At 71.5% G+C, this 15,503-nt stretch carries 12 protein-coding genes; 10 read left to right on the top strand and 2 right to left on the bottom strand.

Annotated elements, in window-relative coordinates:
• Nucleotides 1–9: 9 nt before the first annotated feature.
• Entirely contained in the window at nt 10–2,316 is a 2,307-nt protein-coding gene (locus ACFYRX_RS03705) for a glycoside hydrolase family 3 N-terminal domain-containing protein (RefSeq protein WP_389096274.1), read from the bottom strand.
• Between the two features lie 135 nt (nt 2,317–2,451).
• On the opposite strand from ACFYRX_RS03705, the gene ACFYRX_RS03700 reads away from it, so the two are divergent.
• The 7 genes from ACFYRX_RS03700 to ACFYRX_RS03670 all read left to right on the top strand — a co-directional run bounded on the left by ACFYRX_RS03700 (nt 2,452) and on the right by ACFYRX_RS03670 (nt 11,865).
• The gene (locus tag ACFYRX_RS03700) at nt 2,452–3,516 is read left to right on the top strand and encodes a LacI family DNA-binding transcriptional regulator (RefSeq protein ID WP_389096272.1); all 1,065 of its coding nucleotides are present in this window, start codon (nt 2,452–2,454) and stop codon (nt 3,514–3,516) included.
• A 353-nt stretch (nt 3,517–3,869) separates the two neighbouring features.
• Entirely contained in the window at nt 3,870–5,228 is a 1,359-nt protein-coding gene (locus tag ACFYRX_RS03695; protein WP_389096270.1) for an endo-1,4-beta-xylanase, read from the top strand.
• A 163-nt stretch (nt 5,229–5,391) separates the two neighbouring features.
• Nucleotides 5,392–6,390 carry an LCP family protein gene (locus ACFYRX_RS03690; protein ID WP_389096925.1) on the top strand — a complete coding sequence of 333 codons (999 nt, stop codon included), beginning with the start codon at nt 5,392–5,394 and terminating at the stop codon, nt 6,388–6,390.
• Between the two features lie 83 nt (nt 6,391–6,473).
• A complete protein-coding gene (locus tag ACFYRX_RS03685) occupies nt 6,474–7,883 on the top strand; it encodes an FG-GAP and VCBS repeat-containing protein (RefSeq protein WP_389096268.1) in 1,410 nt (469 codons plus the stop codon).
• 136 nt (nt 7,884–8,019) lie between these two features.
• Nucleotides 8,020–8,376: a YciI family protein gene (locus ACFYRX_RS03680; protein WP_389096267.1), complete on the top strand. Its 357-nt coding sequence runs from the start codon at nt 8,020–8,022 to the stop codon at nt 8,374–8,376.
• Nucleotides 8,377–8,423: 47 nt separating this feature from the next.
• The gene (locus ACFYRX_RS03675) at nt 8,424–9,704 is read left to right on the top strand and encodes an RNA polymerase sigma factor (RefSeq protein WP_389096265.1); all 1,281 of its coding nucleotides are present in this window, start codon (nt 8,424–8,426) and stop codon (nt 9,702–9,704) included.
• Between the two features lie 115 nt (nt 9,705–9,819).
• A complete protein-coding gene (locus tag ACFYRX_RS03670; RefSeq protein WP_389096264.1) occupies nt 9,820–11,865 on the top strand; it encodes a cell wall-binding repeat-containing protein in 2,046 nt (681 codons plus the stop codon).
• On the opposite strand, the gene ACFYRX_RS03665 is transcribed toward ACFYRX_RS03670, so the two are convergent.
• A complete protein-coding gene (locus ACFYRX_RS03665; RefSeq protein WP_389096263.1) occupies nt 11,843–13,036 on the bottom strand; it encodes a methyltransferase domain-containing protein in 1,194 nt (397 codons plus the stop codon). The two genes, ACFYRX_RS03670 and ACFYRX_RS03665, sit on opposite strands and share 23 nt — an antisense overlap.
• 90 nt (nt 13,037–13,126) lie before the next feature.
• On the opposite strand from ACFYRX_RS03665, the gene ACFYRX_RS03660 reads away from it, so the two are divergent.
• The 3 genes from ACFYRX_RS03660 to groES all read left to right on the top strand — a co-directional run bounded on the left by ACFYRX_RS03660 (nt 13,127) and on the right by groES (nt 15,379).
• Nucleotides 13,127–14,056: a polysaccharide deacetylase family protein gene (locus ACFYRX_RS03660; RefSeq protein ID WP_389096261.1), complete on the top strand. Its 930-nt coding sequence runs from the start codon at nt 13,127–13,129 to the stop codon at nt 14,054–14,056.
• A complete protein-coding gene (locus tag ACFYRX_RS03655; RefSeq protein WP_389096259.1) occupies nt 14,053–14,847 on the top strand; it encodes a polysaccharide deacetylase family protein in 795 nt (264 codons plus the stop codon). Before ACFYRX_RS03660 ends, ACFYRX_RS03655 begins: the two co-directional genes overlap by 4 nt.
• 223 nt (nt 14,848–15,070) lie before the next feature.
• Nucleotides 15,071–15,379, top strand: a complete 309-nt coding sequence (groES, locus tag ACFYRX_RS03650) for a co-chaperone GroES (RefSeq protein ID WP_171145943.1) — start codon at nt 15,071–15,073, stop codon at nt 15,377–15,379.
• Nucleotides 15,380–15,503 lie beyond the last annotated feature (124 nt).

Below are 15,503 nucleotides of genomic sequence, written 5' to 3'. Positions count from 1 at the left end.
GTACGGGGATCACCCCGTCTGCGCCACCTCCGTCTCGCAGCGCAGCCGGCGGTCCGGGCCCAACTCCCTTACCGGGCCCGTGAGATGCAGCCGTGCCGTGTGCCGGGTGTCCGTGCTCGACGCGGCCAGCCGCAGCTCCAGGTCGCCCGGTTCGACGATCCGGCGCCCCTTGCGGTCGGTGAAGGCCGAGAGGTCGGCGTGGAAGCGGAAGGTCACCCGGCGGGACTCGCCCGGGTCCAGCTCGAGGCGCTGATAGCCGACGAGGCGGACGTCCGGCCGGGTCACCGAGGCCACCGGGTCGTGCAGATACAGCTGGACGACCTCGGCGCCCGCGCGGTCGCCCGTGTTGCGGACGGTGACGGCGAGGTCGTGCGAGCCGTCGGTGGTGATCCGTGGTGCCGAGCCCTCGAAGTCCTCCCAGGCGAACTCCGTGTAGGAGCGCCCGTGCCCGAACGCGTACAGCGGGGTCGGGTCCAGGTTGCTGGCCCCGCCCGCGAGGCCGAGCGGCGGCTGGAGGTAGGTCCACGGCTGGCCGCCGGGCACCTGCGGGACGCTCACCGGGAGGCGGCCCGAGGGGTTCACCCGGCCCGACAGCACTCCCGCGACCGCCGGGCCGCCCTCCTCGCCGGGGAAGAAGGCCTGGACGACCGCGCCGAGCCGGCTCTGCCAGCGGCCGAGCGCGTAGGGGCGGCCGGTCAGCAGGACCAGCACGACCGGGACGCCGGTCGCGACCAGCGAGTCCAGCAACTCACCCTGTACGCCGGGGAGTCGCAGGTCCGTCACATCGCAGCCCTCGCCCGACGTGCCCCGCCCGAACAGGCCTGCCCGGTCGCCGAGCACCGCCACGCACACATCCGCCTCGGCGGTCCTGGCCACCGCCTCCTCGAAGCCCGCGGTGTCCGGGTCGTCGACCCCGCAACCCTCGGTGAACGTCACCTTGGCGTCGGGAAGTTCGGTGCGCAGCGCCTGAAGGACCGTGGGGATCTCGATGCCCGTCGGGACGTCGGGGTGGTGGGTCAGGACGTGGGAGGGGAACGAATAGCAGCCGAGCATGGCGAGGGCGTCGGCGGCGCGGGGGCCGACGACCGCGATCCGGGTGTCGGGGGCCAGCGGGAGCAGCCCGTCCGGGTTGTCGAGCAGGACCACGGACTCCTCGGCGAGACGGCGGGCCAGAACGCGGTTCGCCGTCGAGTCGAGGTCGATCCGCTCGGTGGGCTCCGGGTTCCAGTCCTCGTCGAGGAGGCCCAGTTCGCACTTCTGGAGCAGGACCCGGCGGGCCGCCCGGTCGATCAGGGCCTCGGGCACCTCCCCGGCCCGGACCGCGTCCAGGAGCGGTGTGCCGTAGCACTTCACCGTCGGCAGTTCGACGTCCAGGCCCGCCTCAAGGGCCGCGTGGGCCGCGCCCGCCTCGGTGCCGGCGATCCGGTGCTGGGTCTGCAGGAAGCCGACGCCGAAGTAGTCGGCGACCACGGTGCCGGTGAACCCCCAGTCCTCGCGCAGGAGTTCGGTCAGCAGGCCGGGGTCGGCGGAGGCCGGGACGCCGTCGGTGTCGGTGTACGCGGCCATCACCGAGCGGGCCCCGCCCTCGCGCAGGGCGAACTCGAAGGGCGGGAGGGTGATGTCGGCGAACTCCCGCACGCCCGCGCGCACGGGCGCGAGGTTGCGGGCGCCGGCCGAGGAGGCGTACCCGGCGAAGTGCTTGAGCGTGGCGACGACCCCCGTCGACTCCAGGCCACGGACATACGCGGCGCCGATCGTGCCCACCAGGTACGGGTCCTCGCCGATCGTCTCCTCGACCCGTCCCCAGCGCGGGTCGCGGACGACGTCCAGGACGGGGGCCAGGCCCTGATGGACGCCGACCGTGCGCAGGTCCCGGCCGATGGCACCGGCCATCTCCTCGACCAGGGCGGCGTCCCAGCTCGCGCCCCAGGCGAGCGGGACAGGATAGGCGGTGGCCCGCCAGGTGGTGAAGCCGGCCAGGCACTCCTCGTGCGCGAGCGCGGGAATGCCGAAGCGGCCGGCGTCGGCGATACGGCGCTGGGCGCGGGCCAGTGCCTGCGCGCCCAGCGCCGGGTCCACGGGGGCGGTGCCGAAGGGGCGGGTCAGCTGGCCCAGGCCCTGGGTGATCAGCTCGTCCCACTCGTAGTCGGCGGTCATCTCGCTCTGCAGGGGAGCCACTCCGTCCCCGTCCGCGCTGGCGCCCACCCACACGCCGTAGAGCTGGGCGGTCTTCTCCTGAAGGGTCATCCGGGAGAGGAGGTCGTCGACGCGGGCGGCGGCGGTCAGTGCGGGGTCACGCCAGGGCGCGGTGGTCATGTAACTCCTGTCGGGCTCGACTGTCGGGTCGACGACGGGCTTCGCGAATGTTTCGATATTCAATCCGAATGTTTTGGGAACCTAGGGCCGCCAGGAGGGTTCGTCAAGAGGTCGCGCAGGGATACGATCGCCGCCATGACACCCCCGGAGCCCGCTGAAACCCGGACGACTTCCCCTGCGGCAGGACGGTCGGGCCAGACCGCGACCCTTGCCGAGATCGCCCGTGAGGCGGGCGTATCGGCGCCGACAGTTTCGAAGGTCCTCAACGGCAGAGCCGATGTCGCCCCCGCGACCCGCGCCCGTGTCGAGGGCCTGCTGCGCGCGCACGGATACCGGCGCCGGCGAGCCGAGGCGAGCCGTTCCCCCCTGATCGACCTGGTCTTCCACGAGCTGGAGAGCGCGTGGGCGATGGAGGTCATCCGGGGCGTGGAGAACGTGGCGCGCGACGCCGGGCTGAGTGTCGTGCTGAGCGAGAGCGCGGGGCGGCTCACGCCGGGGCGCACCTGGGCCGACCAGGTCGCCGCCCGCCGCCCCCACGGCGTGATCCTCGTGCTGTCCGGGCTCGACGAGTCCCAGCGCGCGCTGCTCGGCAGCAGGTCGATCCCGTTCGTGGTGATGGACCCGGCGGGTGATCCCGGCGCCGATGTGCCCTCGATCGGCGCCACCAACTGGCAGGGCGGGCTCGCCGCCACCCGGCACCTCGTCGAGCTGGGGCACGTCAGGATCGGTGCGATCACCGGGCCGTCCCGGATGATGTGCAGCCGCGCCCGCGTCGACGGCTACCGGGCCGCCCTGGAGACCGCGGGCCTGCCCGTCGACCCCGCGCTGATCATGGCCGGCGACTTCCACCACGAGACCGGTTACCGCCAGGGCCTGGAACTCCTGCGCCGCCCGGACCGGCCCACCGCGGTCTTCGCCGGCAACGACCTCCAGGCGCTCGGTCTGTACGAGGCCGCGCGCGAGCTGGGCCTGCGTATCCCGGAGGACCTCAGCGTGGTCGGCTTCGACGACCTTCCCGTGGCGCCCTGGGTGGGCCCGCCGCTGACGACCGTGCGCCAGCCGCTGACCGAGATGGCCGAGGCGGCGGCGAAGCTGGTCCTCGACCTGGGCCGGGAGGACGGCAACCCGGCGGCGACTCGGGTGGAACTGGCCACGAGTCTGGTGGTGCGGAGCAGTACGGGGGGTCCACCGACGGTTTGACCCGGGTGTTGCGGTCGGTGGGTCCGGGGTGCGGGGTGGTGCGACCAGTTGTGGGGCGGGTGCGGGTGCGTTGTGGCTGGTCGCGCCGTTCCCCGCGCCCCTGGGTGGGGACGGTGGACGTGGCTTTGGCTGCGTGCGGGTGCGTTGTGGCTGGTTGCGCAGTTCCCCGCGCCCCTGGGTGGGGATGGTGCGCGTGGCTCTAGCCATGTGCGGGTGGGTCGTGGCTGGGCGCGCGGTTCCTCGCGCCCCTGGGTGGGTGTGTGGGGAGGTGGGCTATTGACGGGTGGGGTGGCTGCGCTCACACTCCTCCGAGCCAATCGGTTGTTCGACCGAAACTTTCGGAGGCACCCGCAATGCCATCTCTGAGATCCGGCTTACCCCTCGTGGCACTCGTCACCTGCTTCGCCACCCTGCTCACGGCGCCCGCGGCGCACGCCGCCGACCCGCCTCTCCGCGACCTCGCCGCTGTCAAGGGCAAGGTCATCGGTACGGCCGTCACCGGGTCCAAGCTCACCGGCACATACGGCGACCTCGCCGGGGCGCAGTTCAACTCGCTGACCCCCGGCAACGCCATGAAGTGGGGATCGGTCGAGCCGACCCGGGGCAGTTTCAACTGGGCCGAGGCCGACCAGATCGTGAACTTCGCCGAGGCGCACGGCCAGCAGGTGCGCGGCCACACCCTGGTCTGGCACAGCCAGAACCCGGGCTGGCTGGCGAACGGCACCTGGACCGCCGCCCAGCTCAGTACGTTGCTCAACGAGCACATCGCGACCGAGGTCGGCCGCTACAAGGGCCGGCTCGCCGCCTGGGACGTCGTCAACGAAGCCTTCAACGAGGACGGCACCTACCGCCAGACCCTCTGGTACAACGGCCTCGGCACCGGCTACATCGCGCAGGCCCTCACCGCCGCCCGCGCCGCCGACCCGGCCGCCAAGCTGTACATCAACGACTACAACGTCGAGGGCGTCAACGCCAAGAGCACGGCTCTCTACAACCTCGTCAAGTCGCTGAAGGCGCAAGGGGTTCCGATCGACGGCGTCGGCCTCCAGGCCCACCTGATCGTCGGCCAGGTGCCCGCCACCCTCCAGCAGAACATCCAGCGTTTCGCCGACCTCGGCGTCGACGTGGCGATCACCGAGCTGGACATCCGGATGACGCTGCCCTCCGACAGCACGAAACTGGCCCAGCAGGCGGCCGACTACAAGGCCGTCATGAACGCCTGCGTGGCGGTCACGCGCTGTGCCGGCGTCACCGTATGGGGCTTCACCGACTCCGACTCCTGGGTCCCGAGCACCTTCCCGGGGCAGGGCGCGGCGACGCCGTACGACGAGAGCTACGCGCCGAAACCGGCGTACTACGCGATCGCCCAGGCGCTCGGCGGCAGCGGTGGTGGAGGGGGCGGAGGTGGTCCCTCGACGGAGGGCTGCACCGCGAAGTACGCCGTGACCAGCCAGTGGAACACCGGGTTCACCGGCCAGGTGACGATCTCCTGCTCGGGCGGCACGCTCTCGTCCTGGAAGGCCGACTGGACGTTCGGCGCGGGGCAGCAGGTCACCCAGGCCTGGAACGCGACCTGCACCCAGTCCGGCACGGCGGTCAGCTGCTCGAACGCCTCCTATAACGGGACGGTTCCGGACGGCGGCTCGGTGAGCTTCGGATTCAACGGCTCGTGGAGTGGCAGCAACCCGGTACCCGCCGTTGAGCTGGGGTGATGACGGCATGAGAAGTCTGAGAATTTCCGAAGTAATCCCGTCTGGAGGTTCCTGCCCGTAATAATTCGGAATTACGTTCCTCCCTGTGACTGCGCGGGGACAAGAAGAGGCGGGACAGGAAGAGGGCGGAGACGCCGGCACCAGACCGGGCCGGCGGCCGAAACTGCTGAAGGCCGTCGGCCTCGGTCTGGCCGGCCTCCTGGTGCTCGGCATCGGGACGGCCGGCTGGGTCTACTGGCATCTGAACGCCAACATCAAGAGCGTCGACATCAACAGCGCGCTCGGCGACGACCGCCCCGCGAAGGCGGTCACCACGCCCACCCCGTCCGGCACCGCCTCCGCCACCCCGCTGCCCACCGAAGCCGTCAACATCCTGGTCCTCGGCTCGGACTCGCGCAGCGGCAAGGAGAACAAGGCGCTCGGCGGCGGCAGCAGCACCGGCGCCCGGTCCGACACCGCGATGGTCGTGCACATCGACGCGGGGCGGACCACGGCCACCATCGTCAGCATCCCGCGCGACACCCTCGTCACCCGCCCGTCCTGCCCCCTGTCGAGCGGCGGCTCCACGTCGGTGGCGTACGGGGCGATGTTCAACAGCGCCTACTCGGTGGGCGGTCCGGTGTGCGCGGTCAAGACCGTCGAGTCGATCACAGACGTCCGCATGGACCACTACATCGAGATCGACTTCTCGGGCTTCGCGAAGCTGGTCGACGCCCTCGGCGGGGTCACGGTCACCACGGACGAGGACATCGACGACGACGACAGCCACCTGCACCTGAAGGCGGGCACCCACCACCTCGACGGCAAGACGGCCCTCGCGCTCGCCCGCACGCGGCACGGCATAGGCGACGGCAGCGACCTGGGCCGAATAGGCCTCCAACAGAAGCTCGTGAAAGCCCTGTTGGAGCAGATCTCCTCGACGAACCTCCTGACGAACCCCACCAAGCTGTACTCCGTCGCCGACGCGCTCACCGGCAGCCTCACCACCGACACCGGCCTCGACTCCCTGACCGAGCTGATCAGCCTCGGCGAGAGCCTGAAGGGCCTCGCGGCGGACGACGTGAAGACCGTGACCATGCCGGTCGTGACCGCCCCCTCCGACCCCAACCGGGTGGTGGCCGAGGAGCCGGCGGCGAGCAAGCTGTGGAAGTCGCTCCGCTGAGGAATCGGACGACTGTTGCAACCATCGAGCGTCCAGGGGTGTCTGTTGCGGTGACCACACTGCAGTAACCAGGGGGAACACCTATGTCCAACTCGCGTTCGTACAAAGCCTGGTCCGTGCCGCTGATCGCCGGAGTGCTCGCGCTCGGCGGGATTCCCGCCCTCGCCGGCAGCGCCGCGGCGGCCGAGTCGAAGGCCGTCCAGGACGACTTCAACGGCGACGGCTACAAGGACCTCGCCGTCGGCGCCCCGATCGCCACCGTCGGCGGCAAGCAGGGGGCGGGGTACGTCACCGTCATGTACGGCGGCCCGCACGGCCTGACCAAGGACCACCGCACCATCATCAGCCGTTCCACCAGCGGAATCCCGGGTGCTCCCGCCGCGGGCGAGAACTTCGGCTACCAGCTGTCCACGGGGGACCTGGACGGCGACGGACGCACCGACCTGATCATCGGCCAGGCCTCCTCGACCCGGGACGCGGTCGTCGTCTGGGGCTCCAAGGAGGGCCTGTCCGGCGGGGTGTCCGTGCCCGCGGCGACCACCCAGGCGGGCGACTTCGACGGCGACAGCTGGCCGGACCTGGTCCTGTTCCGCGGCGGCCGCTCCCCGGGCGACGACCCGCTCGGCACGCAGGCCACCGTCTGGCGGGGCCCGATATCCCGGGCCGGGAAGCCGGCCGCCACGCAGGACTTCGGCTCGACCAGGGTGGAGCCCTTCGACGTGATGTACGCGGCCGCCGGGGACGTCAACGGCGACGGTCGCGATGACCTCGCGCTGACCGTCTACACCGGCGACGGCGGCATCGGCTCCCAGCTCTACCTGGCCAACGCCTCCGGAGGCGCCTTCACCTATGCCGCCGGCCCCGAGGGCAGCGGCCAGGTGGCCTTCGGCGACGTCAACCACGACGGCTACGACGACGTCGTCCGGGGCGTCCCGAACGAGTCCACGGTCACCGTGGCCCTCGGCTCCGCCTCCGGTCTGAAGCCGGCGTCGACCTGGAAGTCGTACAGCCAGGACACCGAAGGGGTCCCTGGCGCCAAGGAGGAGGAGGACCGCTTCGGCGACGCGGTGGCGGCCGGTGACGTCAACGGCGACGGCTACGCCGACGTGGCCGTGGGCGCGCCCGGCGAGAGGCTCGGCGACAAGGACGGGGCGGGCATGGTCAACGTCCTTTACGGCAGCCGTGGCGGTGTGACGGGCACGGGCGCCCAGGGCTTCACCCAGGACACCGAGGGCGTCCCCGGTGCCGCCGAGTCGAGCGACAACTTCGGTGACGCGGTCAGCCTCCTCGACATCAACGGCAACGCCTACGCGGACCTCGCGGCGGCGGCGTCCCGCGAGAACATGGTCGAGGGCGGGAACACCGGTGAAGGCGCGGTCTGGTCGCTGCGGGGCCGTCCGACCGGCATCGTGACGGACGCGGCGTTCACCTTCGGCCCCCGGACGGTCGGGGCGCCGGTCGAGAAGGCGTCGTTCGGCGGCTCGCTGTCGTAGCAGGTCAGGCCCATGTCTGAAGGGCCGTGAAAAAATCTCCGAAGAAATCCGCGGAGCCTGTCGATCCCGGCCTCTCACGATCGACGCACTGGTGAGAGGCCGGGAAGGACCGGCCCGCAGCGACCGAGGAGTCACCATGCCGCGTTACCTGTCGATGGTCCAGATCGACGAGCAGACCGCCCCCGCCGAGGGCCCCAGCGACGCGCTGATGCAGCGCATGGGTGAGCTGATCGAGGAGATGACGAAGGCCGGGGTGCTGCTGGACACCGCCGGGCTGACGCCGACCGCGCAGGGGGCCCGGGTGCGGTGGGAGAAGGGCGAGCTGTCGGTGACGGACGGGCCCTTCACCGAGGCCAAGGAGGTCGTCGGGGGGTACGCGATCGTCCAGGCCAAGGACATGGCCGAGGCGATCGAGTGGACCAAGCGCTTCCTGAAGGTGCACGAGGAGCACTGGACGGTCACCTGCGAGGTGCGGGAGATCGCGGAGGGCTGAGCCCGCTTCCTTGGCCGCGGGACCGTACGGGTGTCGAATGGGGGGCTGTGACCACCTCACAGCCCTCCCACACCGACGCCCGCACCGACGCCCGCACCTCCGTCGAGACCGTCTTCCGCATGGAGTCGCCCCGCATCATCGCCGGCGTCACCCGCGTCGTACGGGACGTAGGAATCGCCGAGGAGCTCGCGCAGGACGCGCTGGTCGCCGCCCTCGAGCAGTGGCCGCGCGACGGCGTCCCCGACAACCCCGGCGCCTGGCTCATGGCCATCGCGCGTCGGCGGGCCGTGGACCTGGTCCGGCGCCGGGAGAACTACGCCCGCAAGCTGGCCGAGATCGGCCGGGACCTGTCGGACACCGCCCCGCCGGAGGAGCCCGCCGACCCCGAGGACATCGACGACGACCTGCTCAGGCTCGTCTTCACCACCTGTCACCCGGTCCTGTCCGCGGAGGCCCGTACCGCTCTCACCCTGCGTCTCCTGGGCGGCCTGACCACCCCGGAGATCGCCCGCGCCTTCCTCGTCCCGGAGGCGACGGTCGCCCAGCGGATCGTGCGCGCCAAGCGGACCCTCGCCACGAGGAACATCGCCTTCGAGGTGCCCTACGGCCCCGACCGCGAGGCCCGTCTCGGCTCGGTCCTCGACGTCATCTACCTGATCTTCAACGAGGGTTACGCCGCCACGGCCGGCGACGACTGGCTGCGTCCCTCCCTGTGCGAGGACGCCCTGCGTCTGGCCCGCCTGCTGTCCGCCCTGATGCCCAAGGAACCCGAAGTGCACGGCCTCGCCTCCCTGTTGGAGTTCCAGGCCTCCCGTACGGCAGCCCGCACCGGACCGCGCGGCGAACCGGTGCTCCTCAAGGACCAGCACCGCAGCCGCTGGAACCGCATGCTCGTCGCCCGCGGCATCAAGGCCCTGGCCCGCGCCGACGCCACGGCCTCCGGTGCCCCCGGCCCCTACGCCCTCCAGGCCGCCATCGCCGCCTGCCACGCGCACGCGTACTCCTACGAGGAGACCGACTGGCGGGCCATCGCCACCCTCTACGGTCTGCTCGCCGCCCGCGCCCCCTCCCCGGTCGTCGAGCTCAACCGGGCGGTCGCCGTCTCGATGGCCGACGGTCCGGGCCCGGCCCTGGAGATCGTGGACGCCCTCGTCGGTGAACCCGCCCTGGGCGACTACCACTTGCTGCCGAGCGTGCGCGGCGACCTGCTCGCGCGTCTCGGGCGTACGGCGGAGGCGCGGGCCGAGTTCGAGCGGGCGGCCGCGCTGACCCGCAACGAACGTGAGCGGGAACTGCTGCTGGACCGGGCGCGGGAGTGCGGTCAGTAATCCATTGTCGAACGGTTGTTCATAGGTAAATTCGTTCCCTTCGTGTCCCGGTCACGATCTACAGTGATCCAGCCTCTGTGGTGAGGCTGTGAAGACCCGTGTGGGGGATGACAACTTGAGACTGTTCACGCGCCGCCGTGCCGCGGCGCTCGCGACCGCGGCGGCTCTCGCCGCGGTGGGCACCCTGTCCGCCGCGCCCGGCGCCGCCGCCGACGACGCGGGGCCCTGGCCCGGCACCGAGGGCCGGATCCTGACCGACGGCCCGGTGCTCGTCACCCCGGCCACCGGGGCGACCGCCCAGATCCCGAACGCCGGCACGGGCTCCTACGGGGCCTGGGCGCCGGACGGCAGCCGGTTCGTCGCCGCCAACGGCCAGACGCTCACCAGCATCCGCCCCAGCGGCGGCTCGAAGATCACCCTGCCCCTCGCGCAGGGCATGCGCTCCATCGCCGTCTACGAGGACCTGACCTACGGGTGGGGCGGCCGTTACGTCGTCTTCTCCACCGGCGGCCAGCTCGCCTACGGCCCCTCCGACGGCTCCTACGCGCCCAGCCCGCTGCTGACGTCGGCCCTGGAACCGTCCACCGTCTGCGACACCGACCCGACGGCGAGCCCGTCCGGCCAACTCGCCTTCGCGCGCCGGACCAACGACTGCTACGACAACGGCGGAATCTACGTCTACGACCCGTCCGCGAAGACGGTCAAGCGGGTGCTGACCAACGCGGAGCAGCCCGCCTACTCGCCCGACGGCACCAAGCTGGCCTTCGTCCGCAAGGACACCGACGGCAAGCTCCAGATCTTCACGGCGAACGCCGACGGCACCGACGTCAAGCAGATCACCACGGGCCCCGGTTACGCCGTCAACCCGTCCTGGTCGCCGACCGGCACACGCATCGTCTTCGACGCGCACACCACGGGCGACAGCGCCGACGTGCACACCACCGCGTACGTCGACCTGGCCGGCGGTGAGGTGACGGCCGTCCCGGGCACCCCGCAGGGCAGCAACCCCAGCTGGCAGCCGATGCGGAAGAACAACACCGCCCGCGTCTGGGGCTCCGACAGCTACACCACCACCGTCGCCGGGTCCCGCTGGACCTGGAACAAGGTCGGACAGCACGTGCCGGGCCTGCTGGACGCCAAGGCCGCGGTGCTGACCAACCGGGACAGCACGGCGTACGCGCTCACCGCGCCCGCGCTGGCCGGCAAGAAGCAGGGGCCGGTCCTGCCGACCCCGAAGACCGGGCTGTCCGCGGCGGTGAAGGCCGAGCTGAAGCGGGTGCTGAAGCCGGGCGCCAACGTGTACCTCCTCGGCAACACGGGCATCCTGACCAGCTCCGTCACCTCCCAGGTGAAGGCCCTCGGCTTCACGCCGAAGAGGCTGACCGGCGCGGACCGCTTCGCGACCTCGGTCGCCGTCACCAAGACGATCACCACCAGCCCGAAGTACGTCTTCCTCGCCTCCGGCACCGACGCCTACGCGTCCCTCCCGGCGGCCGCCGCGGCCGGTGCCGACGGCACGAGCAGCGCGGGCGGCCTCGTCCTCACCAACGGCAAGAAGCTGTCCTCGTCGGTGAAGTCGTACCTCAACGGCCTCAACCCGGACAAGACCATGGTCATCACGGTGGGCTCGGACGCCAAGTACGCGCTGACCCACACGTCGTTGTCCAAGTGGCCCTCCACGTACTCGTACTACCCGGTCACGGGCGGTACCAAGGAAGCCCTCTCGGTGAACCTCGCCAAGTTCTGGTGGAGCGCGCCGAACACCGTGGCTCTCGCCTACGCCGGCTCCTGGCGCGACGGCCTGTCCGCGGCGGCGGCGATGAACATCTTCGGCCCCGTGCTGTGGACCTCGCGCCCCGCCCTGTCGAAGGAGGTCTCGAGCTATCTGCTGCGCGAGTCCGCGAGCACCAACTCCGTGATCGCCTTCGGCGGTACGGCCTCGGTGACGGCGGGCGCGCTGAGCAGCGCGGGCGCCTCGGCCGCCGCGAACGGCAACTACGTGACCTACCACCCGTACTACAACGGCGACATACCCGCGAGCACCGCGATGAGCAGTCAGGCCCTGCGCGCCGACACCGGCCCGGCGGCCGTCGCGGCACGACCGGGCGCGGCCGGCGCCGACCCGCACCTGGAGCCGCTCAGGACGGTCCAGCACCAGTGACAGCCGTCGCGGGGGCGCCGATCAGCATGGTCGGTGCCCCCGCGACCCGGGTCAGGAACACGGTCGCCGAGTTCGGCCCCTGCTGCTTCGGAAGGGCCTTGCGCCGCAACTCCTCCGGCTCGACGGCCGACCCCCGCTTCTTCACGGTCAGGATCCCCACCCCCCGCTCCCGCAGCAGTGCCTTCAACTTCTTCACGTTGAAGGGGAGTTGGTCGGTGATCTCGTAGGCGCTGGCGTACGGCGTCGCGAGCAGGGAGTCCGAGGTCACGTACGCGATGGTGGGGTCGACGAGTCCGCCCGCGACCTCCTGAGCCACCTCGGCGACCAGATGGGCCCGGATGACGGCGCCGTCCGGCTCGTACAAGTACCGCCCCACGGAACGGACTTCGGGATCGGGGAGCCCCCGGCCGAGCAGGGTCCGCGGTCCCGGCAGCAGCGTCGCCCGTACGTCGCCCGGCGCGGTGCCGAACCACAGCACCGCCTCCTTCACGTCCCCGCCGTCGGAGATCCACTCCGCCCCGGCCGCCGCGGGGACCGCCTCGTGCGGAATGCCGGGGGCGACCTTCAGCGCGGCCAGCGGGGCCTTGAGAGCCGCCCGCACGGCCCAGGACAGCGGCGGTGAGTAGGCCTCCGGGTCGAAGATCCGCCCGCGCCCACCGCGCCGTGCGGGGTCCACGAACACGGCGTCGTACGAGGCCGTGTCGACCTCCGTGACGTCCGCCTCCCGTACGTCGATCAGCCCGGCCAGTCCCAGCGCGTCGGCGTTCGCCCGCGCGGCCGCCGCCGTCAGCGGGTCCCGGTCCACCGCGAGGACCCGGATCCCGGCCCGGGCCAGCGCGATCGCGTCACCGCCGATCCCGCAGCACAGGTCGGCGACCGACCGCACTCCGAGTGCCCTGAAACGCTCCGCGCGATACGCCGCCACGCTCGCCCGCGTCGACTGCTCGACCCCGTTCGGCGTGAAGAACATCCGCCCCGCGTCCTCGGCCCCGAATTTCGCCGCCGCCCGCTGTCGCAGCCGGGCCTGGCCGAGTGCCGCGGAGACCAGTTCGGCGGGGTGCTCGCGGCGCTGCCGGGTGGCCACGGCGAGTTCGTCGGCGGGGGCGGTGCCGCGCACTTCGTCGAGGAGGGCGAGGCCCTCGGGGGTGAGGAGGAGGTCGAGGTCGTTCACCGGGTCATTGTGGGCCAGTCGGTGGACGGCGTGCCCGCGGCGGCGGTGTCGGCCCGGGTGCGATGCGGTGGCCTGCGAGGATCCGGCCTCATGGGAACGGTAGGACAAAACTATAAAAACAGTGCATTTTTGGTAGCGATCCGCGGTGGGCTCGTCCTCCTGGCGGCGGCCGCCCTGGTGTCCGGCTGCGCCCGGCCCGACGGGACCGAGGCGCGGCGGCCTCTCGAGGCGCCCCCGGCCCCCGCCGCCGACCGCCAGGCCGACAGGATCCGCGTCCAGGCCGCCAGACTCCGCGCCGAGCAGGCCCGGATCGCCGCCGCCAGGCGCTGGGGCCTGAAGAAGGTCCCCCTCGAGGCACCGCCCGCGCCCGCGGAGAAGCCGCGCATCACCACCCGCGACGGCTTCGAGGTCGACGGCCACGAGGAGAAGGAGCTCCCGCCGGTCTTCACCACGATCCCCACCCGGCACAAGGTCGTCTTCCTCACCATCGACGACGGCGCCGAGAAGGACCCCGCGTTCCTGCGGATGATGAGCGAGCTGAAGGTCCCGTACACCGCCTTCCTCAGCGACTACCTGATCAAGAACGACTACGGGTACTTCAGGAAGATGCAGCGGGCAGGGATCGGGCTCAACAACCACACCCTCCACCACCCCTACCTGCCGGCGCTGTCCTACTCCCGCCAGAAGCGCGAGATCTGCGGCATGCAGGACGTCATCGAGAAGCAGTACGGCACGCGGCCCGCGCTCTTCCGCCCGCCCTACGGCAACTACAACGAGGACACCCTGCGCGCCGCGAAGTCCTGCGGCGTCAGATACGCGCCGATCTGGAACGAGGAGGTCTACGTCGACCACTGGGAGTACCGCGAGGACGACCAGAGGATCCACCCCGGCGACATCGTGCTCAGCCACTTCCGGGGCCGCGAGGACTGGAAGGGCACGATGCCCGACATGGTCCGCCGCTTCCTGGACAAGGTCACGGCCGAGGGGTACGCCGTCGCGCGCATCGAGGACTACCTGTGAGACCGCGGACGCTTCTCGCCGCCGGGCTGGCGGCCCTGCTGCTCACCGGCTGCGCCCCGTCCGTCGACCCCATCGAGCGGCTGGGCAGGAAGGCGGCGCAGCGGGTGGGGTCGTACGGGCCGGCAGGGACGCACACCCGGCCGTACCGCCACTGGGGTCTCGCCGCCCCGCTGCCCGCGCCCCCGCGACCGCCGGCGCGCCGCGTGGCCGCGGGCCGGGGCGCCCCGCCGGTGGTGCAGCGGGTCCGCACGTCCGACAAGGTCGTCTTCCTCACCTACGACGACGGGGCCGAGCGGGACCCGCGGTTCGTCGACATGGTCCGTGAACTGCGCCTGCCCGTCAGCATGTTCCTCACGGACAGCGTCGTCGGCCCCGGGTACGGCCACTTCGCGCGCCTCCAGTCGGTCGGCGCGAGCATCCAGAACCACACCCTCGACCATCCCTCCCTGCGCGGCCTGCCGTACACCGGCCAGCGCGCCGAGATCTGCGGCCAGCAGGAGAAGGTGCGGTCCCGCTTCGGCATCCGGCCCCGGCTCCTGCGCCCGCCCTACGGCACGTACGACGCCACGACCCTCCGCGCGGCGGCCGACTGCGGAATCTCGGCGGTCGTGCTGTGGAGCGTCCCGGTCGAGGCCGGGACACCGCGGCGGCCGCTGCGTGCGGGGGACATCGTGTCGGTGGCCTCCGGTGACGCGACGGGCCCGACCCTGACGGAACGCACGACGAGCGTCCTGCGGGAGATCCAGCGACGGGGTCTGACGGTGGGGCGGCTGGAGGACTACCTCCAGTGACCGCGGGGTGCCCCTGCCGAGGCGGCCGACGTGACCGTCGTCTCGTGGCGTATTGGCACTCCGCTTGACCGAGTGCTAATCGCGGTCATAGTCTCAGGTCTGGCACTCCCCACTGGAGAGTGCCAACACAGCGACGGGCAGGTCCGGCACCCGCGACGACGGATCCACCTGGTCGCCACCTCAGACAGTCAACCCCGTGATCTCCGAAGGGGGAGGTCGGATCGTGACGACCACCAGCTCCAAGGTTGCCATCAAGCCGCTCGAGGACCGCATTGTGGTCCAGCCGCTCGACGCCGAGCAGACCACCGCCTCTGGCCTGGTCATCCCGGACACGGCGAAGGAGAAGCCCCAGGAGGGCGTCGTCCTGGCCGTGGGCCCGGGCCGCTTCGAGGACGGTAACCGTCTTCCGCTCGACGTCGCAGTCGGCGACATCGTGCTGTACAGCAAGTACGGCGGCACCGAAGTGAAGTACAACGGCGAGGAGTACCTCGTCCTCTCGGCTCGCGACGTTCTCGCGATCATCGAGAAGTAGAAGGGGTCTGGGGGGTCACCCCCAGAATTCCCGGTTACCCCAAGCACTTTTTGCTTGTGAGCTGCGCCCCGGCCTCCCCGCGACCTTATGAAGCCGGGCGTCCGGGGCGCAGTTCGTTTCACCC

Origin of the sequence: Streptomyces sp. NPDC005374 (assembly GCF_042872225.1) — a bacterium.
GTDB lineage: Bacteria > Actinomycetota > Actinomycetes > Streptomycetales > Streptomycetaceae > Streptomyces.
This window is presented reverse-complemented; position numbering and strand designations above follow the sequence as displayed.

Bases quoted from the DNA above. Each gene is read 5' to 3' on its own strand.
- ACFYRX_RS03685 (WP_389096268.1), top strand. From the start codon at position 6,474: ATGTCCAACTCGCGTTCGTACAAAGCCTGGTCCGTGCCGCTGATCGCC.
- ACFYRX_RS03695 (WP_389096270.1), top strand. From the start codon at position 3,870: ATGCCATCTCTGAGATCCGGCTTACCCCTCGTGGCACTCGTCACCTGC.
- ACFYRX_RS03660 (WP_389096261.1), top strand. From the start codon at position 13,127: ATGGGAACGGTAGGACAAAACTATAAAAACAGTGCATTTTTGGTAGCG.
- ACFYRX_RS03700 (WP_389096272.1), top strand. From the start codon at position 2,452: ATGACACCCCCGGAGCCCGCTGAAACCCGGACGACTTCCCCTGCGGCA.
- ACFYRX_RS03705 (WP_389096274.1), bottom strand. From the start codon at position 2,316: ATGACCACCGCGCCCTGGCGTGACCCCGCACTGACCGCCGCCGCCCGC.
- ACFYRX_RS03680 (WP_389096267.1), top strand. From the start codon at position 8,020: ATGCCGCGTTACCTGTCGATGGTCCAGATCGACGAGCAGACCGCCCCC.